Origin of the sequence: Gemmiger qucibialis (genome assembly GCF_027689445.1) — a bacterium.
Classification (GTDB): Bacteria; Bacillota; Clostridia; order Oscillospirales; family Ruminococcaceae; genus Gemmiger; species Gemmiger qucibialis.
Genome location: NZ_JAQFEN010000009.1, coordinates 64,591 through 85,147, shown reverse-complemented (window position 1 = coordinate 85,147; position 20,557 = coordinate 64,591). Strand labels below are relative to the sequence as shown.

Annotated in this window: 19 protein-coding genes; 8 read left to right on the top strand and 11 right to left on the bottom strand. The window is 58.2% G+C overall.

The features are described 5' to 3' along the window. Positions 1–9: 9 nt before the first annotated feature. A complete protein-coding gene (locus PG062_RS12300; RefSeq protein WP_270752511.1) occupies positions 10–1,149 on the bottom strand; it encodes a serine hydrolase domain-containing protein in 1,140 nt (379 codons plus the stop codon). A gap of 179 nt (positions 1,150–1,328) precedes the next feature. On the opposite strand from PG062_RS12300, the gene PG062_RS12295 reads away from it, so the two are divergent. After that, complete coding sequence (locus tag PG062_RS12295; protein WP_270752510.1) at positions 1,329–1,490, top strand: hypothetical protein; 162 nt, start codon at positions 1,329–1,331, stop codon at positions 1,488–1,490. A 162-nt stretch (positions 1,491–1,652) separates the two neighbouring features. Beyond that, the gene (locus tag PG062_RS12290) at positions 1,653–2,318 is read left to right on the top strand and encodes an NAD(P)H-hydrate epimerase (protein WP_270752509.1); all 666 of its coding nucleotides are present in this window, start codon (positions 1,653–1,655) and stop codon (positions 2,316–2,318) included. Between the two features lie 151 nt (positions 2,319–2,469). On the opposite strand, the gene treC is transcribed toward PG062_RS12290, so the two are convergent. Both treC and treP read right to left on the bottom strand, forming a co-directional pair. Beyond that, the gene (treC, locus tag PG062_RS12285) at positions 2,470–4,095 is read right to left on the bottom strand and encodes an alpha,alpha-phosphotrehalase (protein ID WP_270752508.1); all 1,626 of its coding nucleotides are present in this window, start codon (positions 4,093–4,095) and stop codon (positions 2,470–2,472) included. Positions 4,096–4,113: 18 nt separating this feature from the next. Next, entirely contained in the window at positions 4,114–5,526 is a 1,413-nt protein-coding gene (gene treP, locus PG062_RS12280) for a PTS system trehalose-specific EIIBC component (RefSeq protein WP_408611416.1), read from the bottom strand. Between the two features lie 228 nt (positions 5,527–5,754). On the opposite strand from treP, the gene treR reads away from it, so the two are divergent. Next, positions 5,755–6,477 (top strand): trehalose operon repressor, encoded by a 723-nt coding sequence (treR, locus tag PG062_RS12275; protein ID WP_270752507.1) that lies wholly within the window; start codon positions 5,755–5,757, stop codon positions 6,475–6,477. Positions 6,478–6,560: 83 nt separating this feature from the next. Here the strand turns inward: treR and PG062_RS12270 are convergent, their stop codons facing one another. The 4 genes from PG062_RS12270 to PG062_RS12255 form a co-directional block, all read right to left on the bottom strand. Beyond that, on the bottom strand, positions 6,561–6,851 hold the full coding sequence (locus PG062_RS12270; protein WP_270752506.1) for a transposase: 291 nt from the start codon (positions 6,849–6,851) through the stop codon (positions 6,561–6,563). Between the two features lie 144 nt (positions 6,852–6,995). Then, a complete protein-coding gene (locus tag PG062_RS12265; RefSeq protein ID WP_270752505.1) occupies positions 6,996–8,636 on the bottom strand; it encodes an ABC transporter ATP-binding protein in 1,641 nt (546 codons plus the stop codon). Beyond that, on the bottom strand, positions 8,620–10,374 hold the full coding sequence (locus PG062_RS12260; RefSeq protein ID WP_270752504.1) for an ABC transporter ATP-binding protein: 1,755 nt from the start codon (positions 10,372–10,374) through the stop codon (positions 8,620–8,622). Before PG062_RS12260 ends, PG062_RS12265 begins: the two co-directional genes overlap by 17 nt. Continuing rightward, on the bottom strand, positions 10,265–10,870 hold the full coding sequence (locus PG062_RS12255; RefSeq protein ID WP_333559421.1) for a MarR family winged helix-turn-helix transcriptional regulator: 606 nt from the start codon (positions 10,868–10,870) through the stop codon (positions 10,265–10,267). The genes PG062_RS12260 and PG062_RS12255 overlap by 110 nt, the downstream gene beginning before the upstream one ends. A gap of 141 nt (positions 10,871–11,011) precedes the next feature. On the opposite strand from PG062_RS12255, the gene PG062_RS12250 reads away from it, so the two are divergent. Continuing rightward, a complete protein-coding gene (locus tag PG062_RS12250; RefSeq protein WP_270752503.1) occupies positions 11,012–11,839 on the top strand; it encodes a TrmH family RNA methyltransferase in 828 nt (275 codons plus the stop codon). Positions 11,840–12,046: 207 nt separating this feature from the next. Next, the gene (locus PG062_RS12245) at positions 12,047–12,319 is read left to right on the top strand and encodes a hypothetical protein (protein ID WP_015518051.1); all 273 of its coding nucleotides are present in this window, start codon (positions 12,047–12,049) and stop codon (positions 12,317–12,319) included. Between the two features lie 1,098 nt (positions 12,320–13,417). Here the strand turns inward: PG062_RS12245 and PG062_RS12240 are convergent. The 4 genes from PG062_RS12240 to PG062_RS12225 all read right to left on the bottom strand — a co-directional run bounded on the left by PG062_RS12240 (position 13,418) and on the right by PG062_RS12225 (position 15,818). Continuing rightward, positions 13,418–14,182 carry a biotin--[acetyl-CoA-carboxylase] ligase gene (locus PG062_RS12240; protein WP_270752502.1) on the bottom strand — a complete coding sequence of 255 codons (765 nt, stop codon included), beginning with the start codon at positions 14,180–14,182 and terminating at the stop codon, positions 13,418–13,420. Further along, positions 14,176–14,697 carry a metallophosphoesterase family protein gene (locus PG062_RS12235; protein ID WP_270752501.1) on the bottom strand — a complete coding sequence of 174 codons (522 nt, stop codon included), beginning with the start codon at positions 14,695–14,697 and terminating at the stop codon, positions 14,176–14,178. The genes PG062_RS12240 and PG062_RS12235 overlap by 7 nt, the downstream gene beginning before the upstream one ends. Beyond that, entirely contained in the window at positions 14,678–15,544 is an 867-nt protein-coding gene (gene rsmI, locus PG062_RS12230) for a 16S rRNA (cytidine(1402)-2'-O)-methyltransferase (RefSeq protein ID WP_270752500.1), read from the bottom strand. The genes PG062_RS12235 and rsmI overlap by 20 nt, the downstream gene beginning before the upstream one ends. Positions 15,545–15,656: 112 nt before the next feature. Continuing rightward, on the bottom strand, positions 15,657–15,818 hold the full coding sequence (locus PG062_RS12225; protein WP_270752499.1) for a hypothetical protein: 162 nt from the start codon (positions 15,816–15,818) through the stop codon (positions 15,657–15,659). A 252-nt stretch (positions 15,819–16,070) separates the two neighbouring features. Here PG062_RS12225 and PG062_RS12220 point away from each other — a divergent pair, with 252 nt between their 5' ends. The 3 genes from PG062_RS12220 (at position 16,071) to PG062_RS12210 (ending at position 20,396) form a co-directional block, all read left to right on the top strand. After that, positions 16,071–16,730, top strand: coding sequence for a response regulator transcription factor (locus PG062_RS12220; RefSeq protein WP_113999860.1), 660 nt, complete (start codon positions 16,071–16,073; stop codon positions 16,728–16,730). A 70-nt stretch (positions 16,731–16,800) separates the two neighbouring features. After that, positions 16,801–18,204, top strand: coding sequence for a sensor histidine kinase (locus tag PG062_RS12215; RefSeq protein WP_113999859.1), 1,404 nt, complete (start codon positions 16,801–16,803; stop codon positions 18,202–18,204). After that, entirely contained in the window at positions 18,201–20,396 is a 2,196-nt protein-coding gene (locus PG062_RS12210) for a hypothetical protein (protein ID WP_270752498.1), read from the top strand. Before PG062_RS12215 ends, PG062_RS12210 begins: the two co-directional genes overlap by 4 nt. Positions 20,397–20,557 lie beyond the last annotated feature (161 nt).

The following is a 20,557-nucleotide window of genomic DNA, read 5'->3' as shown; positions in this document are numbered from 1 at the left end:
TCATCCCCCTCATTCCCACAAAATTTTCTTTACGCCAACGCGCAGGTTGACCAGTCTGTCCCAGGGGCCGTTGCGCTGCAGCATCATCAGCAGGCTGCTGCGGGTTGCAGGGTCGTTGGTGAACAGGGTTCCCAGCTTGCCATCCCAGCCGTATTCCCCCAGGTGCAGCGGCACCGGGCTTTCCTCCGGGGCAACGCAGACACTCATCAAATGGCCATAGCTCATACCAAGGCGCATGGTATCCTGCCCCACAAAAATCTTGCGTTGCTCTGCGTTCAGCAGCGGCTCCGCCATCGCCTGCACCGTTTCCGGTTTCAGCAGGCGGCAGCCGTTCCATTCGCCGCCGTTCATCAGCATGGTGGCAAAGTGGGCATAATCGTCAATGGTCGAAACCATGCCTGCCCCTCCGGAAAGGAACTCCGGCAGGCTTTTCATGTTCATCTGGATACCAAGGTAGTTCACCACATCGGGCACCGCTGCGCCGAAATTGAAATCATACGCTTGGGCAAACCGGCCACGCTTGGCTTCCGGCACATAAAAATCCGTATCCACCATCTCCAGCGGGTCCAGCAGGTTCTGCTTCAAAAAATCGCGGTAGTTCATCCCGCTGGCGGCTTCCACCGCTGCGGCCAGGATATCCGCGCTGACACCATACCGCCAGCCCTTGCCGGGGCGGTACAGCAGCGGCAGCTTCGCCATTTCGGCAATCACCTGACGCGTGGTACGCTGCCCGCCTTTGGTAAAGGATTCCGAAATTTCATCATACAGCCTGCCCAACCCCGCCGACTGTACCGAATCGTTATCATTGTAGCCATACCCGGAGGTCATGCAAAGCAGCTGCCTGATTGTCAGGTCCGTATGCTCGGCATCCCCGAACTCCGGCAGATAGGCTGCCACCGGGGCGTCCAGGTCCAGTTTGCCGTCCTCCCATAGCTTCATCACCGCAAAGGCCGTGATGGGCTTGCTCATCGAAAACACCCGGCAGATGGTATCCCGCGCAAAGGGGATGCCCCGTTCCCGGTCCGCCATGCCCGCCTGTGCATAAACCAGCTGTTTGCCATCCCGTAGGTAGAGCGCGCTGACACCAATAAAATCCCCCTGCCGGACCACTTGATCCAACAGGGCTTGCAATGCCTGTTCCTTTTCCATTGTTCTGCATCCCTTTCGCAGTTTCATTTTCTGCCAGTGTAGCACGAATTCTTTCTCTCTGCAATCCTGTTTTTGCCCGTTTGGCGTTGACGTACCGCCCGGCAGATGGTATACTGGCAGCACTATCAACCAACTTATCAAGTTAAGTAATGGGTTTTTGCATAAACAGGAGACCCGCTATGTCATATATTTCAAAGATTGACCTTTCCACAGCCCCGCAGGAGGTCCGCGCCGCGGTGGATAACCACCTGGCCCAGGGCTACCAGCTGACCAACGAAAAGCTGACCCTGCTGCATTCACGATCATTGCGGGCGGTGTGCTGGGCATCGGGGGCCACTTGACATTTGTCGCGAAAGCGATTCTCGATTTTATTATTGTGTTGATTATGGCGTCGTCTATGGGCAACCCTTACGCCTGCCGCTTTAGCTTGCTCTAAAGCTGCGGCAAACTCCGGGTGCGCTGCGGAGCTGGGGCGCACCTCTATTAGAAGGAAGGCACAAATTATGAAGCACCGCATTGTGACCGCTGCGCAGATGAAGGAAATCGAGCGTGCAGGCAACGCCCACGGCCTGCCCTATCTGCAAATGATGGAAAACGCCGGGCTGGCCGCCTACACCCAGCTGCGGGCGCGCCTTCCGCTGGGCGGGGCGTTGCTCATCGTCTGCGGCAAGGGCAACAACGGCGGAGACGGCCTTGTGATGGCCCGCGCCGCCGCCCAAGATGGCTGGCGCGTGGCCGTCCTGCTGGCCGAGGGCGACCCTAAAACGCCCGATGCCATGACGAACTATGCACGCCTGGCAGACCTGCCGGTCACCAAATGCCGCGATGCGGCAGCGCTGGCAGCACAGCCCTTTGACGCCGTCGTGGATGCTTTGTATGGCACCGGGTTTCACGGCAGCCTTCGCCCGGCCGGGCTGGCTGCCTGTGCGCTGATGAATCGTCAGCGGGAAAGCGGCGCATTCGTGCTGGCCGTCGATCTGCCCAGCGGCATCAACACCGATACGGGTGAGGCCGCCAAGGGAGCCGTCCGCGCAGACCTGACCGTGACGTTTGACAGCTGCAAGCCCCTGCACACAGCTCCAAGCTCCGCACCCTTCTGCGGTGAGATCGTCTGTGCCGACATCGGCATCCGGGACGAATGGCACCCGGCAGGTCTTGCACAGCTTTAAACGCGGAATTTTGCCTTTACAATACAAAAAAGCACTTTCCCTTATATTTGCATTGCAAATAAGGGAAAGTGCTTTTGTCTTGCTCACTATGAGGTTACTATCGCAAAGGATACGGTCAACTTCCAATAGCGAAAAGATAATACGGCAGCCTTCACTTTTTCAGCACTACGCACTCATAGGGGCGCAGCGTGTCGGCGGTGTCGGGGTAGTTACCCAGCAGTTTCTCGGCATCGGTCCAGCCTACGGGCAGGGGCTTGGCAATTTCCCGCTCCCGCAGGTTGCAGAGAACCAGCAGCTCCGTCTCGCCGTCGTACCGGCGATAGGCTAACAAATCCGCGTTGTCGGGGTACAAGAACTCGATTTTTCCCGCACTGATGACCGGCATTTTCTTGCGCAGGGCCACCAGCGTTTTGTAAAAGCTGCGGATGGAATCCGGGGCGTCCATTTGGGCAGCGGCGTTGATGGCCTTGTAGTTGTCGGCAATGCCGATCCACGGCGTACCGGTGGTAAACCCGGCGTTCTCGCTCGCGTCCCACTGCATCGGGGTGCGGCTGTCGTCGCGGCTGCGCTGGGCGATAATGTCCAGCGTCTCGGCCTCGGTCTTGTCCTGCTCTCGCAGGATCCTGTAGTAGTTGAGGCTCTCGACGTCGCGGTACTGCTCGATTTTTGTGAAGTGCGGGTTCGTCATGCCCAGCTCCTCGCCCTGATAAATGTACGGTGTGCCGCGCATAAAGTGGGTGGCCACCGCCAGCATCTTGGCGCTTTCCTTCCAGTAGGTCGTGTCGCTGCCAAAGCGGCTGACCGCACGGGGCTGGTCGTGGTTGCACCAGAACAGCGCATTCCAGCCGCCGTGGGCCTGCATCCCCTCCTGCCAGGTCTGGAACAGTTTCTTCATGGCGAGGTAATCAGGCTCCCTCAATTCCCACTTTTGCCCGTCCTTGTAGTCGACCTTCAGGTGGTGGAAATTGAAGCACATCGTCAGCTCGTGGTTGCCCTCAGTGGTGTAGCCGATGCAGTTTTCCAGCGTGGTGGAGGACATCTCCCCCACCGTGATCATGCCGTCGATGCCGCCCGCGGCGACCAGCCCCTTCAGGTACTTGTGGACGTTGCGGCCATCGGTGTAGAAGCGGCGGCCGTCGCCCTCGTAGTCGTCCTCGTAAAATTTGGGCTTGGAAATGACGTTGATGACGTCGAAACGGAAACCCTTGATGCCCTTCGCCTTCCAGAATCGCAGGATGTCGGCCATTTTCTCCCGCACGGCGGGGTTCTCCCAGTTCAGGTCGGCTTGCATGACGTCGTAAAGATGCAGATACCATTTGCCAAGGCACGGCACGTATTCCCACGCAGGGCCGCCGAATTTCGACACCCAGTTCGTCGGGTAGCAGTCGGGCGTGCCGTTCTTGAAGATGTAATAGTTCTGGTACTTTTTGTCGCCCGCCAGTGCTTTTTTGAACCACTCATGCTCGGTGGAGGTGTGGTTGAACACCATGTCCAGCATCAGGCCGATGCCGCGCCTGTCCGCCTCGCGGATAAGCTCCTCCAGATTCTCCATCGTGCCGTAGCGCGGGTCAACGGCACGGTAGTCGGCCACATCATAGCCGTTGTCGCGCTGGGGCGAGGGGAAGAACGGCGTCAGCCAGAGATAGTCAACGCCCAGGTCGGCGAGGTAGTCCAGTTTCGCGGTGACGCCCTTCAAATCGCCGAAGCCGTCACCGTTCGAGTCCATGAAGGATTTCGGGTAAATTTGGTAGACAACTTTATCTTTAAAATCATTCATGGTACACACCTCACAAAATCAGGCAATGCCTTTCTTTTTGCCGACGCTGACGGTCAGCACAAAGGGCACAACGATGGCAATGACCATGCACAGCGCAAAGCTGAGCATATAGGCGGGCTGGATGGACAGAATGCCGGGGATGCCGCCGACGCCGATGGCGTTGGCCGTGGTAGAAGTAGCCACGCAGACAGCTGCCGCGATGGCAGATCCAATCATGCCGCAGATAAACGGGAAGTGGAATTTCAGGTTGACGCCGAACATAGCGGGCTCGGTAACGCCGAGGTAGCAGGAGATGCAGGAGGGTACGTTGACCTCCTGAGCGTCCGCGTTCTTGCGCTGCAGATAGATCATGCCAAGGACGGCGGAGCCCTGCGCAATGTTGGACAGCGCGATCATCGGCCACAGCATCGTACCGCCGAAGTCGGCGATCAGCTGCTCGATGGCGTTAGACATGTGATGCAGGCCGGTGATGACCAGCGGGGCATAAACAAAACCGAAGATTGCGCCAAAGACCACGCGGAAGGAGCCGGAAATGCCAGCGTAGACAACATCAGAGATGACGGAGCCGATCTTCCAGCCGATGGGGCCAAGGATGGTATGAGCGACGATGACGGACAGGACCAGCGAGCAGAACGGTACAACGATCATCGAGATGACCGGCGGGCAGATCTTGCGGAAGAATTTTTCCAGATACACCAGCGTGAACGCGGCCAGCATGGCAGGGATAACCTGTGCCTGGTAGCCGATCATGTTGATGGTGAAGAAGCCGAAATCCCACTTGGGGATATCTGCCGCTGCTGTGGATGCGACAGAGTAGGCGTTCAGCAGCTGGCCGGAAACAAGCGTCAGGCCGAGGACGATGCCCAGGCTCTGGGTCGTGCCCATCTTTTTGGTGACGGACCAGCAGATGCAGACCGGCAGCATGTGGAAAACGGCCTCGCCGATCAGCCACAGGAAGCTGTCCACGCCGGACCAGAACTGGCTGATGTCGCACAGCGTCTGGGTGCCGTTATTAAAAAAGTAGATGCTGTCAATGCAGTTGCGGAAGCCGAGAATCAAACCGCCGGTGATGATGGCGGGGATCAGCGGGGCAAAAATCTCAGCCAGCACACTCATGACCTTTTGCAGCGCGTTCTGGTTCTGCTTGGCCGCGCTCTTGACAGCCTCCTTGGAGACACCGTCGATGCCGGAGACCGCGATGAAATCATTGTAGAAATCGTTGACCGTGTTGCCGATGATGACCTGGAACTGGCCCGCCTGGGTGAAAGTGCCCTTGGCGGATTTCAGTGCCTCGATCTTGGCAACGTCCGCCTTGGCGGGATCGTTGAGGACAAATCGCATACGCGATACGCAGTGGGATACTGCCGCAATGTTCTCTTTGCCGCCAACGTACTCAAGCAGCTGCCGCGCGTCCTGTTCGTATTTACCCATGATGTTTTCCTCCTTTTGCCCGGTAGAGCGGGCATCTTCGAACTTGTTCATACAAGTTCTCCTTACAGCCACAGAATACCAGACTTGTTCATACAAGTCAATATGCTTTTGCAAAAAAGCAGTGCAGTACGCCTATTTTCGGCACTGCTCACAAGTTGCCCACTTGAAATTCAGCCGAAAAAACGGTATACTAAAGTAAATGTTTGAACAAGTTGTGAGGTACACACCATGCCAAAGGCAAAATATGAGGGCATTTATCACAGCATCAAAAAACGCATCGAGGCGCAGGATTACCCCTATCAATCGCTGCTGCCCAGCGAGAATACCTTAATAGAGGAATACGCCTGCTCCCGCAACACAGTTCGACGCGCATTGGCGGAGCTGGTAGCCGACGGCTATGTGCAGACCATGCAGGGGCGCGGCGTGCGGGTCATCTACCAGCCGGTGGGCAAAACGACGTTTACCATCGGCGGCATCGAGACGTTTCAAGAAACCGCCCGCCGCAACCGCCTTCGCGCCGTGACGAAGGTCACGAAGTTTGAGACTGTCATCGCCGATGAGTGCTTTGCCGCCAAGAGCGGTTTCTCGGTTGGGGATGAGCTATGGAGTATTGAACGCGTGCGGTATCTCGACGGCAAAGCGCTGATTCTCGACGTCAACTACTTTTTAAAGGAGTTTGTCCCCGGCCTGACGCCGCAGATTGCGGCCAGCTCAATCTACGATTACATTGAGAACACACTGGGAATGCAGATCATCACCAGCAAGCGCCGCATCACGGTGGAACACGCCACCGCCCGCGACGAAAAGCTGCTGGACATGGGCACCTATGGCTGCGTGGTCATCGTCGCGAACCAGACTTTCAACGCCGCCGGTCTGCTGTTTGAGTACACCCAGTCCCGCCACCAACCGGACTATTTCTGCTTTCAGGACATTGCCACGCGGAAAAAGTGAGCGGCAGACACCCGGCGCAGGGGTATCCACCTGGGATTTTGCGCTGGGCCGGGGCTCCGGCAAAATGGGTTTTATAGCAATTTTCAAAAATAAGGCGAATAGCCGCAGGAATGGAACCAGCCTGAGCAGTCAGAAGGCGAAACTGTCTGAAAAGCGCATTGTATCGCGTTCGGAAGAGCATCCAGGGTCCGTGCCTTGAATTTACGAAGGAAAGCCTTCACCTTCGACCAGAGCTTTTCAATAGGATTCAGATCAGGACTATATGGTGGAAGATAAATGTATCGAACACCGGAGCTGTCCAGCAGATTTCTCACTGCCTTTGCATGGTGAACTGCAGCAGCACCGGGAACGGCTTGCCTTAAGTCTTTTGCCATGGTACTTTCCTCCCCAGGAGGTGCCGGGAACCTGAATTCTCAATTTCCAAGCCACACCCCCAAAGCAGGGATTATTTTAGTACAGCCGCCGCCCGCTGTAAAGGGTCAAAAATTGCTCTTTTTCGGTGCTTAAAGTGGTCAGTGTCAGATCTCAATGCTTCGCCCGCCGGTGCGGTTGTACAGCCGGTGGCTGATGGAAACCACGGTGCGGTTCTGACCGGCGCGCTGCAAAGCATCCAGAACAGTCTGTTCTGTTCCGGCGTCCAGGTTTGCGGTAATTTCATCCAGCAGCAAGATTTGCGGCCCGGCTGCAATGGCGCGCGCGATGGAAAGCAGCTGCCACTGCCCCTGCGAGAAGATGCCCGGCGTACACGGGGTATCGTACCCTTCGGGCAGCGCCGCAATGGCATCATGCAGGCCCACGGTGCGGGCGGCATCCTCCGCCTGCTGCGGGGTGATGGCGGCATCAAACAGGGTGATCTGGTCCCGCACGGTGCCCGGCACACGGCGGAAGCTCTGCTCCACATAGCCAACCAGCGGGCGGCGGGCAGTATCCGGCAGTGTGGCGGCTTCCACACCGTTCAGCATCACCTGGCCCTGCTGCGGGCGGTACAAGCCCAGCAGCAGCTTAAAGATGGTGCTCTTTCCCGCGCCGGTGCGGCCGGTCAGGGTGACCTGCTCGCCTTTCTGCACGGCAAAGCTCAGGCCGTGCAGCACTTCCTCATCGCTCTCATAGCCAAAATGCACGTTCTGCAGCTCCACGCTGGGGGCACCCGGCACGGCCTGCGGGGCAGTCTCGGCCGTGGGGATGCGCTCTGCCTGCGCCAAAAAGCCGTTGATGCGCCGCACACCGGCCACAGCGGATTGAATCGTCTCAATCTCCATGCCGATGCTTTCCAGCGGGGTGAACACCTGGGAAATATAGGCAATAACCGCCACAGCCGTGCCAACCGACATGCCGAAGAACGCCCGCACTTCCGGGCTGCCCGCTGCAGAAAGCAGCATGACCAGCGCCACCACCGCCGCGTTCATAATCAAAATCACAGGCGAATAGCAGGCATCGTAAAAATTGGTTTTCTCCACCGCGGCAAAGCTGTCGTCCAGCGCTTCGTCATAGGCTTTTTCCATGTAATTTTCCCGCCGCAGGGTGTGGATGGTGCGGATGCAGCGCAGCGTTTCCGGCACATGGGCAGAAGCCCGCGCCACAGCGGCACGGTTTTGCAGCTGCGCTTTCAGCATCCGCTTTTGCACCACGCGGGTAAAGAGATACAGCAGCGGCAAAACCACCAGCAGGATCAACGCCAACCCGCGGTTCTCTGCAAAAATCACGGCCAGAATGCCGCACAGGCGGCAGGCATCCGCAAACATGCTGATGATGCCGGAGGTGAACAGCTCTTCCACCGTGTCCACATCACCCACAAAGCGGGAAACCGCCGCGCCGGATTCCTGGTTTACAAAGGCTTCCGCCGGGAGCTTGTCCAGCTTGGCGCACATGGCGCTGCGCAGGGCGTGGGTCATTCTCTGTCCAAACACGGTCAGCAAGCTTTCCCGCAAAGATTCCAACCCACCGGAAAGTGCCAGCAGCCCAAAGTACCCCAACGCCAGCGCAAAGGGCACCACCTGCCGGGCCGTCAGGTGGTCCACCACGCGGCCCAGTACCAGCGGCGGCAGCAGGCTTGCCGCCACCGCGCCGGCCACGGCCAGCACCAGCGCGGTGCAAAGCAGCGGCTGGCGGCGCACGGTACCCCGCACAACGCTGCGCACGGTCTCAATTTTCCGGTTCATCCTGCTCGCCTCCTTCCTGGGCGTTCACCAGCGCGGCATACTGCGGGTTCTGCACCATCAGTTCCTTGTGGGCTGCACAGACTGCTTTGCCGTCCTGTATCCACAACACGCCGTCCATCTGGGGGAACAGGTACAGCCGGTGGCTGATCAGCAGCACGGTGCTGCCCACGGTCATTTTACGCAGGTTGGCAAAAACCTGTTCTTCGGTTTTGCGGTCCAGAGCCGAGAACGGGTCGTCCAGCACCAGCAGCGGGCGCGGGTGGGCCAGTGTGCGGGCCAAAGCCAGGCGCTGCTGCTGCCCGCCGGACAGGCGCACGCCGCCATCGCCCACGCGGGTATCCAGGTCGTTCGGCATGGCTTTTACTTCATCCTCCAGGCAGACAGCCCGCAGGTACTTCCAGGCGTCGTCATCTCTGCCCAGCAGGATGTTGTTGCGGATGCTGTCGCTCAGCAGCTCGGGGTCATGCCCCAGGTAGCCAACCACGCCGCAGCGCTCCGCGTCCGTCATGCCGGCCATCTCACGCCCGCCGTACTGGATGGAACCGGTATAGGGCAGCTCACACAAAAACGCTTTGCCCAGTGTGGATTTGCCGCAGGCCACCGCGCCGGTAATGCCAAAAATCCGGCCCGGCTGCGCGGTAAAGGTGATATCCTGCAAAACCGGTGCCCCGCCCCGGTAGGCAAAGCCAAGCTTGTTCACGGTCAGGGTTTCCGGCTTGGCCGGGATCTCTTCCGGCAGGGGGTCCGGCTGGCGCATCAGTGGTTTGATGCGTCCCCAGGATACCTGGGCTTTCTGTACCGCGTTGAACAGCTTTGCCGCGTGGGAGGATTTGACCGCCAATTTGCCAAAGCAGGACAAGAACGTGGTGAACGCTGCAATATCCCAGGCGGCCCAGCCGGTGCCCGCCACATTGCGCGCACCAAAGGTAAAGATGAACAGAACGCCGGTCATCGAGATGACCCCGTACAGCGGCGGCATGGCGGCCACCGGCAGCCCGGCTTTGACGGCGGTACGCTCGTAATCCTGCAGGCAGGCTTCATACGCGGCATCGCGCTGCGGCTCACAGCCATACACGCGGTAGGTCAGCGCGCCGGACACCCGGTCCAGTGTGGCGGCGCTCAGGCGGCCTGTGCTCTCCTTGTTGGCAGCGCCGGTGCGCTGCACCAGGATTTTCATCTGCTCGGCAATATAATAGGAGATCGGCGCAAACACCAGGCAGAGCAGCGCCAGCCGCCAGTCGTACCCCAGCAGCATCACGGCATAGGCCAGCAGGGCAATGCCGGTATCAAAAATTTCCGTGGTGAACTTGCGCATGCCCTCGGCACAGGCGTCCACATCGGAAATAGCTTTGGTCATCAGGGTGCCGGTGCCGGCCTGTTCCAGCTCAACCTTGTCTTTCCGCACCAGATTGGCGTACAGCACCTGTTTCATGCTGCGGTTGATGTTGTTGGCAAACTTGCGCACATACAGCCGCTTGATGAACCGCGACCCCTGCACCACCGCAATGGCGATCAAATAGCCCGTACACAGCGCCGCCATGGCGGCAAAGGTTTCGTTCCCGTTCAAAATGCCCAGCAGGCATTGGGCCAGCTGGCCCTCAAACCAGGGGCCGACCACCAGACCCAGGTTATAGATCAGGCCCGATACCGTTACCACCGCCAGCACCGGCCTCTGGTTTTCGAAGTAACTCAGCACCCGGTCCGGCTGGCGCACCGGAACTCTTTCCGTGTTCTTCATCCTGCATTTCCTCCCCATTCATCTGCTGCACCCGCGCCGTCACATCCGGGAACCCTGCCCGCCGCTGGTTTTTGCTGCGCCAATACAGGGTTTCCAGCGTTTTGCAAAAGGCTTCCCGTTCAGCCTCCGGCAGTTCCTCCACCAGCCAGGCATAAAATACGGTTTCAATCGCAGCTTTGGAGTTTTTCAGTTCCTCGGCCTTGGGCGTGGCATACAGCAGCTGGCTGCGGCCATCGTCCGGGTTCGGTTTGCGCACCAGGTAGCCCTTGGCTTCCAGGCTGGCCGCACGGCGGGCGGCCGCCCCCTTATCAATCTTCAGGGCCGCACGCACATCCGCCTGGGTCATGCCGGGGTTGTGGCGTACCAGATGAATAAAATCAAACTCTGCCGTGCCAATGCCATCGGCTTTCATCATCTGTACGGTAAACTTGGCCACTTCCCGCGCAATTTTGGTCATCTGCCGCTCGGTCGGGTCCTTGTTCTGTTCTGCCTGCATGTTTGGCCTCCTTTTCAAGTTGGATGCACTATCAACCATTTGGATGATACTGCATCTATCTAGTCCTGTCAATGCTTTTTGCCAGATTTTCTGCGGTGTGCTACAATAAAGGCAAAGCTTTGCAAAGGAGCGCCTTTTTGTATGCCGAACGTGATTGAAATTACTGATTTTGCCGCCCCGGAGCTGGACGTTTACGCCCGGCTGACCCAGGCTCAGCTGCGCAGCCGCCTGGAACCGGAAAAAGGCATTTTTATTGCCGAAAGCCCCAAGGTGATTGCCCGCGCACTGGATGCCGGGTATCAGCCTATCTCCTTTTTAATGGAGCGCAAGCAGATCACCGGCCCGGCCAGCGAGGTTCTGGCCCGCTGCGGGAACACCCCGGTGTATACCGCTGACCGCGCCATGCTGGCCCAGCTGACCGGCTTCGAGCTGACCCGCGGCGTGCTGTGCGCGATGCACCGTCCCCTGCTGCCCACGGTGGAGGAAGTTTGCCGCAATGCCCGCCGGGTGGCCGTGCTGGAAGGCATTGTGGATTCCACCAACATCGGGGCCATCTTCCGCAGTGCTGCCGCCCTGAACATGGATGCCGTGCTCGTCACACCCTCCTGCTGCGATCCGCTGTGCCGCCGGGCCGTGCGGGTCAGCATGGGCACCGTGTTCCAGGTGCCTTGGACCCAGATCGGCTCCACCGCCGCCGACTGGCCGGAGCAGGGCATGCAGCAGCTGCACGACCTCGGCTTCAAGACCGCCGCCATGGCGCTGACCGACCTTTCGGTTTCTATCGACGATGCCGCCCTGGCTGCCGAGCCAAAGCTGGCCATCGTGCTGGGCACCGAGGGTGATGGCCTTGCCCACACCACCATTGCCGCCTGCGATTACACGGTGCGCATCCCCATGTCCCACGGGGTCGATTCCCTCAACGTTGCCGCCGCCAGCGCCGTTGCGTTCTGGCAGCTGGGCAAACAGTAACACGCTTTTGGAGGTCCCCCATGAGCAGAACAGAACCTGTTATCCTTGGTATATTTCTTCTATCAGAATGATGGCAAGTGGAATAAGGTTCTGAAATAAACCGGCCTGTATTTTGATAAAACGGAATTTAATGGGGCCAAACATAAAAATTGCAATTGTTGGATATAGCGGTTCCGGCAAATCGGGATTTAATGGAGGGATGTTTCTATGAAATCTTTTGTTTGCAGTTTGTGTCACAATGGCATACTTGGAGGAGGTCTGTACCTCGATAGTCAGTCGCTTACTTACAAGACAAACAAGCTTACAGTTGACAAAAAATACAGAAATTTAGTTTTGCCGATGCAGGAAATAAAAGAAATCTCTTGGAAGTGGATAGTCTTTCCAATTGCAACAGTTAATATGAAAAATGGAGAACTATATAAATTCATTATTTTCAATAAATCACGCTTTGCAAAATGGTTTCAAGAGTATTCTCGATAAATACAAAGTGTCAAATTCGCGTTTGTTGAATGAAGTTCAACAATGCATACCCCAGTGGGGTGTGCAAGCGACAGAACGGTCTTGCGATAGCAAGATGGAGGGGCCGCGCCCCGACAAGTTCGCGTTTGCGCTAGCAACAAACACCCCTGCGGGGTGTTTGAGTGACAGAACGTTTTTGCGCAAGCAAAATGGAGGGGCTGTGCCCCGACAAGTTCGCGTTTGAGCAATCAGCAAGGCTTCTCCGCGGCGGGATGAGGGCATTCCGCCCTACAGATCATTTGTATGTTTGCATCGCAATATAAAATAAGCTGTAGGGAACGGTCTTGACCGTTCCGGGGCCTCGCTGTATATGCCATAATGAGATATACGGCAAGGTTCACCTAAGGGACGATGCCAGCATCGCCCCTTACAAGTTCCACTTTATCACGCGCCTTTTTGTCTCCCCCAAAAAACAAAAGAATGCAGCGATGTATTTTTCCTCTACATCTCTGCATTCTTATTTTTTATGATTTTATCTCTATGGCAATACCGCATAATTCTAAGTGCCGATACGGCGAGCGAGGTGCGGCAGATGCTAAGCCAAAAGCGCAGATAATACTGGATGTCTTATCGAGCATTTTGGCAACGCAGATGCCGTGCCGCAGCCGCCGGAGCGGTGCTTAAGCCGTCAGGCGGGAATTGTGCGGTGTTGCCCTATATTTCCCGCCCGCAGCCTATGCCCCGCCTCAAATTCCTAACTCCTAATTCCTAACTTCTAACTACAAAAGTTGCCCCCGCCTGATTGCGGCTTCAGGCGGGGGCGATGGGGTATCGTTTTGGTGTGAGGAGGAATCATGTTCCACGGCAACGGTTGCGGCTCCGTTCCGTGTGATTATAGGATACCCAATACTTGAGAAAAATATATTATAACGGTGTGAACTTTCTGTTAATTTCCCCCACGCCGGGGACACGCCGTTAAAAAGTGCGAAATATAGTAAAAATTATAAGGGCAATACCGCATAATTCTAAGTGCCGATACGGCGAGCGAGGTGCGGCAGCTGCCGGAGCGGTGCTTAAGCCGCAAGGCGGGAATTGTGCGGTGTTGCCTAAGATTATAGCTCACACTGCACCGTAAATGCCGTGCACGCTCACTTCGCCGGTAAACACATGGGTGCTGCCCTCAGCCCCCTGCACCACCAAGCGGCCCTCTTCGTCCACATCCAAGGCGGTGCCTTCGCCGCCGTCAAAGGTCACATGCCTCCCCAGGTTTACACAGCGTGCCTTATACGCATCCCGGATAGCGGAAAAGCCCTCCCGCTCAAAGCCGTACAGCGCGCGGTCAAAACCAAAGTTCGTCATGCTCTCCGCCAGGGCGGCGGCGTCCGCCGCCGGGTCCACGGCAATGCCCTGCAAGGCCAGGCTGGTTCCATGGGGCAGCGCCATTGCGTCAAAATAGCTCTGCGGCTGGGCCAGATTGATGCCAATGCCACACACAATGGCATGGTGGTCCGGCATCCCCTCGCACAGAATACCTACGATCTTTTTACCGTTCAGCAACAGGTCGTTGGGCCATTTGATCTGGCACTGGATGCCGTACCGCTGTTCCAGCGCATCCGCCACGGCCATGCTGGCAAACAGCGGCAGGCTTTCGGGCTGAGCCAGCTCAGTTTTCAGCACTACCGTGTAATACAGCGCCTGCCCGGACGCATTGATCCAGGTGTGCCCGCGCCGCCCGCGGCCCGCCGTCTGGCTGGTGGTATACACTGCCCCCACCGGGCCGAATTTATCCAGGTTTGCCTTTGCCCAGGTGTTGGTGCTGTCCACCTCTTTCAGATAATACAGCTCGTTCACGCTGTTGTGGGATACTACTGCATCGTTTACCATTGTTCCGGCACCTGCTTCCATTCAAAACTGCACTGTCCATCCGTGATGGTGATCACGCCATAGCTGTGGGTATCCCGCAGGCTGCCGGGGTTGAACAGTGCCGGGGAAAACGGCGTACCATGGCGCAGCGTTTTGTAGTGGGTGTGGCCAAACAGCACCACATCCGCCCCGCGGTCCGCTGCGTATTCGGCGATCCGCTCGTACCCGGATTTTACCCCGAACAGATGCCCGTGGGTATAAAAGAACAGCACGCCGCCAAAGGGTGCCAGCCCCTCTGCCGGGTCATCGGAACCAATATCGCAGTTGCCGCGCACCCGGTAGATGGGGTAATCCGGCGCAGCGCCGTTTGCGGCAATGGCCTGGTCCAGGTCATACAGGCCGTCCCCCAAAAAGAACAGGGCATCGGCAGTTTCGTTTTTCAGCAGCCAGCGCAGCGGGGTCACACGTCCGTGTACATCGCTGACAACCAGCACTTTCATGGGTTGCTCGGCCATATCATTCGCTCTCTTCTTCACGGTTGTCCTCATCTTTGGCCGCGATCAGTTCTTTGTAAATATCGCCCTTGCTGAACGGCGTTCCCTTGGCAGCCTGTTTTGCGGCTGCGGCGGGTGGGGTGCCCTGCGCCATCAGCAGGCGGGCAGTGGCAACGGCGTCCGGCAGGGTCACTTCCTCCGCCGCAGCCTGCGCCGCCGGGGCACCGGCCATAACCAGCACATACTCCCCGCGGGGATCGTTCTGCTCATAGTAGCGCACAGCTTCACCGATGGTCGTCTTGGTGATTTCCTCGTGCAGCTTGGTCAGCTCCCGGCACAAGGTAATGGAGCGCTCCGCGCCAAAGGCGGCGCACAGGTCATCCAGTGTTCCGCGCAGCTTGTGGGGGGCCTCATAAAAAATCACGGTGCGGGTCTCCCCCTGCAAAAATTCCAGCCGCTCGCGGCGCTCCTTTTTGGGCACCGGCAAAAAGCCCTCAAACACAAACCGGGCGGTATCCTGCCCCGAAACCGCCAGCGCCGTCACGCAGGCACTGGCACCCGGCACCGGCGTTACCGTAATGCCGCGGGCAATGGCGTCTTTCACGATCTGCTCACCGGGGTCGCTGATGCAGGGCATACCGGCGTCAGAGCAGAGCGCGCAACTCTCCCCCGCTTCAATGCGGTCCAAAATTGCCGCGCCATGGTACAGCGCATGCTCATAATAGCTCATCATCGGCTTTTTTAAGCCAAGATGGTTCAGCAGCTTCAGGGTCACGCGGGTATCCTCGGCGGCAACAAAATCCGCCGCGCCAAATGTAGCCGCCACCCGCGGCGGCATATCGTCCAGGTTGCCAATGGGCGTGGCAACAATATACAAAATTCCGGGCATGGGGTTCTCCTTTTATCTTTTACCGCGCCAAACGTATCAAACGCGCCGCGTGGTTTTGCTTCTGTGTTCATTATAGGCATTTTTGCCCCTGGGTGCAAGACGGCAGAAAAATTCAAATTTTTTCTTCAACCCATTGGCTTTCCCGATTTAATGCGTTAAAGTCAGCGATGGTGCCATCGTCGGCAGCGCCATCATCAAGCCCTTTGCCCAATACGGCCCCGCCGCCGTGCCCCACATCGAAGCCTTTGTGCGCGATATGGCACAAGCGGTACATAATGCGTAGTTAGGAGTTAGGAAGTAGGCGTTAGGAGTTTTGGGGCTGCCGGTTATTAAAACTCCTACGTAACTTTCCATTATAATCTGTAGGGAACGGTCTTGACCGTTCCCTACAATGCTTTTATTCGGTTCACGGCAGCCTTTATCCCGCCGCCCAACTCCTAACTCCTAACTCCTCCCTCCTAACTTCTATACAACTTGGCGACAACTCTGTGCTATACTTAAGATAAATAACGATTGGGGGCATTGGATGAACCGCATTTTGATTGTGGAGGACGAAATTACCATTTCCCGGCTGATTGCGGTCAGCCTGCGCCGCGCGGGGTATGACTGCACGGTTGCCAACGATGGCAGCACCGCGGCGGACCTGATTGCCGAGCACGACTTTGACCTGGCCCTGCTGGATATTATGCTGCCCGGCCTGGATGGGTACGAGCTGCTGGGCTACCTGCGCCCGCTGGGGGTGCCGGTCATCTTTATCACGGCCAAGGGCGCCACTAAGGACCGGGTCAGAGGCCTGCAGCTCGGCGCCGATGATTATATCGTAAAGCCGTTTGAAATCGAAGAACTTCTAGCCCGTGTGGAAGCCGTACTGCGCCGCACCGGCCGCGGCGGCCAGACCCTGACCGCCTTTGATGTAACGATGGATATTGTGGCCCGCACCGTGACCCGGCAGGGCAAGGCGGTGGAGCTGACCCCGCGGGAGTTCGACCTGCTGGAGCAGCTCATGCGCAACCGCGGGGCGGCGCTGTACCGCGATGTATTGTACGGGCGGGTGTGGGGCGGTGATCTGCTGGACAGCCGCACCCTGGACCTGCACATCCAGCGCCTGCGCAAAAAACTTGGCTGGGCGGATAAGATCGAAACCGTCTACCGTGTCGGTTACCGCCTTAAATCCGACCAGAAATAACCTCAAATTGCTGATTTCTCATTTCCAATTCCTAAAATTCCTAATTTCAAACTTACTTACGGGTTTTTCTATGAAATTTTCTCAAAAACTTGTCTGCATCATGCTGCTGGTCATCGCCGCGTTTTTTGCCGTGGGCGGTGCGGTGCTGGTCAACGGCAGCTTTATGGACCGCCTGAGCGCAGCCGCCGAGCAGGAACAAAGCATGCACGCCATGCTGTGCGGCGTGGTAGAGGATTACTACCTGGACCAGACCGGCCGCGGCGAAGATACCTGCGGGGATGATTTTATCACCGCCGCCACCTGGCGCGCAGGGGATCTGGCCCGTGGGGTTTATTCCCAGGGGCTGTTCCGCGCATCCGCTGACCCCGCCCAGGACGAAGCCTATGCCATATACGGCCTGCAGGACGGCCAAAGCATTTTGCAGTACGGCCCCAATGTGACCCGCACCTACCGCAGCGATCTGCTGGGCGGCCTTGTGATGGTAACCACCTTTGATGTAACGGAGATTTTTGCCGCGCGCAACCGCAGCCTGCAGCGCTTTTTCCTGCTGGAAGCTGCCGTGGTGGCCGGGGCTGCCGTGGTGGTCTGGCTTGTCAGCCGCCGCCTGACCCACCCACTGACCGTGCTGACCGCCGCCAGCGCCCGCATTGCCGCGGGTGATTATGCCTTGCGCACCAGGATGCACACCGGGGATGAGCTTGAAATCCTGAGCCAGGGCTTTGACCAGATGGCCGGTGCCGTGCAGGACAAAGTGGAAGCTCTGGAGCTTTCGGTCCAGCAGCGGGATGATTTTGTGGGTGCGTTTACCCATGAGCTCAAAACCCCCATGACCGGCATCATCGGCTATGCCGACCTTTTGCGCAGCATGCAGCCAGACCCCGAAGAACAGCGTGAAGCCGCCGGGGCCATCTTCCATGAAGCCCAGCGGCTGGAAGCCTTAAGCGGAAAGCTGCTGCAGCTGATGGGCCTGGGTGAGCACGCCCCCCAACTGGTACCCGTGCAGCTGGATTCTGTTTTTGCCGAAGCGCGCCGCGCCGTTGACCCCGCTCTGAACGGCTGCATTCTGACCATGCAGTCCAACGGCCTGACCGTGCAGGGAGATGCCGACCTGCTGTGTGATCTCGTCATCAACCTTGTCACCAACGCCGCCAAGGCCAGCACCCCCGGCAGCGCCATTGCGGTCTGCGCCGAACAGGCAGATGGTTCCATCCGGCTGACGGTTCAGGACCACGGCCAGGGCATCCCGGCGGACAAGCTGGCCCGCGTGGTGGAGCCGTTTTATATGGTGGATAAATCCCGTTCCCGCCGCCAGGGCGGCAGCGGCCTGGGCCTGGCCCTGTGCAGCCGCATTGCCCAGGCCCACGGCGGAACGCTTGCCATGGAAAGCGAGCTTGGCAAAGGCACCACCGTAACCGTCACCCTGCCCGCACCGAACCAAACCGCCGCCGAACTCGCACAGGAGGAACCCGTATGAAAACCACAAAACGCGGCAAGCTGCTGATGCTGGCCTGCGCCGCCCTGGTGGCTGTGCTGGCCTGCCTGCCGCTGCTCTGGTTCCGCGCACAGGATGCCCGTATGTTCGGCACCGTCAATCAAAGCTCTGGCCTGTATGAATCCCGCGAGGTCAGCGGGGATGATTTTTATCTATTACAGCAGGTCAAAAACCGCACCCAGATGAACCGCACGGACTGGATGGTTTCCGCCGGGCTGGACGGCACAGCAGCCCTGTATACCCCCGCCGGGAACAGCCGCTACAACATGACCTCCAGCGATACCGCCGCTGATTTTGCCGCCAGCCTGCTGACCCAGCTCCATGATGCCGAGGTATTGCCGGACACCTGGTACCATGTGGCAGCCGATAACCTGAGCAGCTACAGCAGCGGCGAGCTGTATACTTCCAGTGATTCCCTTGGCATTACGCGGCTGCTGCGCTACCCCCATGCCGCCTATGATGAAAGCGACCCCGAATACAACGAATCCCCCACATTCGCCCTGGATTATGATAATAAAACCGGCCGCCTGCTGAACCTGTGGGTTCAGGCCCCGCTGGACGATCCCACCCTGCTGTCCGGCAGCCCGGTATCGCTGAATATCTCCGACCTGCTGAACGCCTGGGTGCAGTGGGAGGGCCTTACCGACCTGGGCGACTGGACCGTGCCTTACGGCAGCGATTACGCCGAAACCGGCCTGTACAGCGCCAGAGGCAACGCCCTGCTGACCTGTGTGTACGGCTCCTTTACCCTTGACGATGTTCCCCGCGCCTATTACAGCATGCAGCTGACCTGGCAGCCCTATGCCCCCACCCCGCAGCCGGGCAGCACCGATCTGCTACCCGCCGAGCCGCTGCCAGAAACCAGCGATTATTATTACACTGACGTCATCGCTTACCAATGGGACGATGACCGCGCTGCCGCTGTGTTTGATTATGATGCCAACCTGATCCTTCGCACTAACCTGAGCACCGGCGTGCAGACCGTGTTCTGTGATGTGCCCGGCTGCACCCATACCACCAGCAGCTGCCCTGCCCGCATCACGGACCAGATGTATTCTCTGGTTCCCGCCGGGGATTGCGTTTACCTTGTTTACGGCACCTATTCGCCCACAACGGCAAAGGGCGCTTCCGGCGCGGATATCAACGCCATGTCGGACGATGAGATCATGCGCTGGGCGCGCGCGGCAGATGCCGGGGTTCCGCTGGCCCTTTATACCCAGGAGCTGGAGCCTTACACCCAGGAGGATGTTACCGCCGCCCGCCGCCGGATGCAGAACGCCTTTGGCCAGGGCCGCATTGAAATGCTGGACGGCACCACCCGCACCGAGCTTGTCCGGCTGGATCATGACGCCGTATATATCGGCGGCTGCGATTCCACCTATTTATACGGCATCATGCGGAGCCAGCAGGGCGAAGAGCCCACCCGCTGGTTCCGCATGGAGCGCACCACCGGCCAGTACGAAACCATGCCCATCCCGGATACCGACCACCTCTGCGGTGTCTGGAACAACCAGCTTGTGCTGTTCCGGGAGCGCTGCGCCGAACCGTTCGCTTCCGATAAAATGTCCGATTACAGCCTGGCCGGCAGTTATTTTTCCCGGTTCCAGAACACCAGTTATGACGTTGTGCTGTACGACCCCGTCACCGCCCAAAGCCGGCGGTTATACAGCCTGAACGAAAATTCCGGTTCTTTCACCCATGCCGCGCTGTATGGGGATTCTCTCTATCTGAATACCAGCATTTGGGAGAATCCGGATGATACCCCGTTCAACGCCATCCGGCTCAACCTGCGCAACGGGGAGCAGACCGCGCTGGAATCCCTTTTGGGGATCGACCGTTCCGATTATCCTTACGGTTATCTGTTGGGTTCTTCCACGGTTGCCAACCTCTACTCCCAAAAATGGGGCACCATGATGCTGTTTCGTTCCAACAGCGGTCAGGGCGGCGAAAGCCTGCTGCTGAACTTTGCCGCCGGCAGCGTGTTCCACACCAGCTGGCAGGCAGGTGAAAGCACCTATATTGCCGCCGAATCCCCTATGGGCCAGTTGTTGCTGCTTTCCTGGGTGTATGATGATTTTTCGGACAACTGGTTCCAGACCTACCAGCAGTACCTTGCCCCCGCCAGTGATCCCACCATCATGACCCCCGTTGCCATGTGGGAACCGGGGCAGTAAACCTCCGCCCCGTAGGCGGTCGTAACCAATTTTTTACCAGTGTAAATTGATGGTTTGTTCACGGTTTGTTTACGTCGCGGTGGTTGTTATTGCCGGGGCAGTGTGGTATACTCACCCCCAAGATGTATCTGAAAGCAAAGAAGCCGACGAATTTTTCGCCT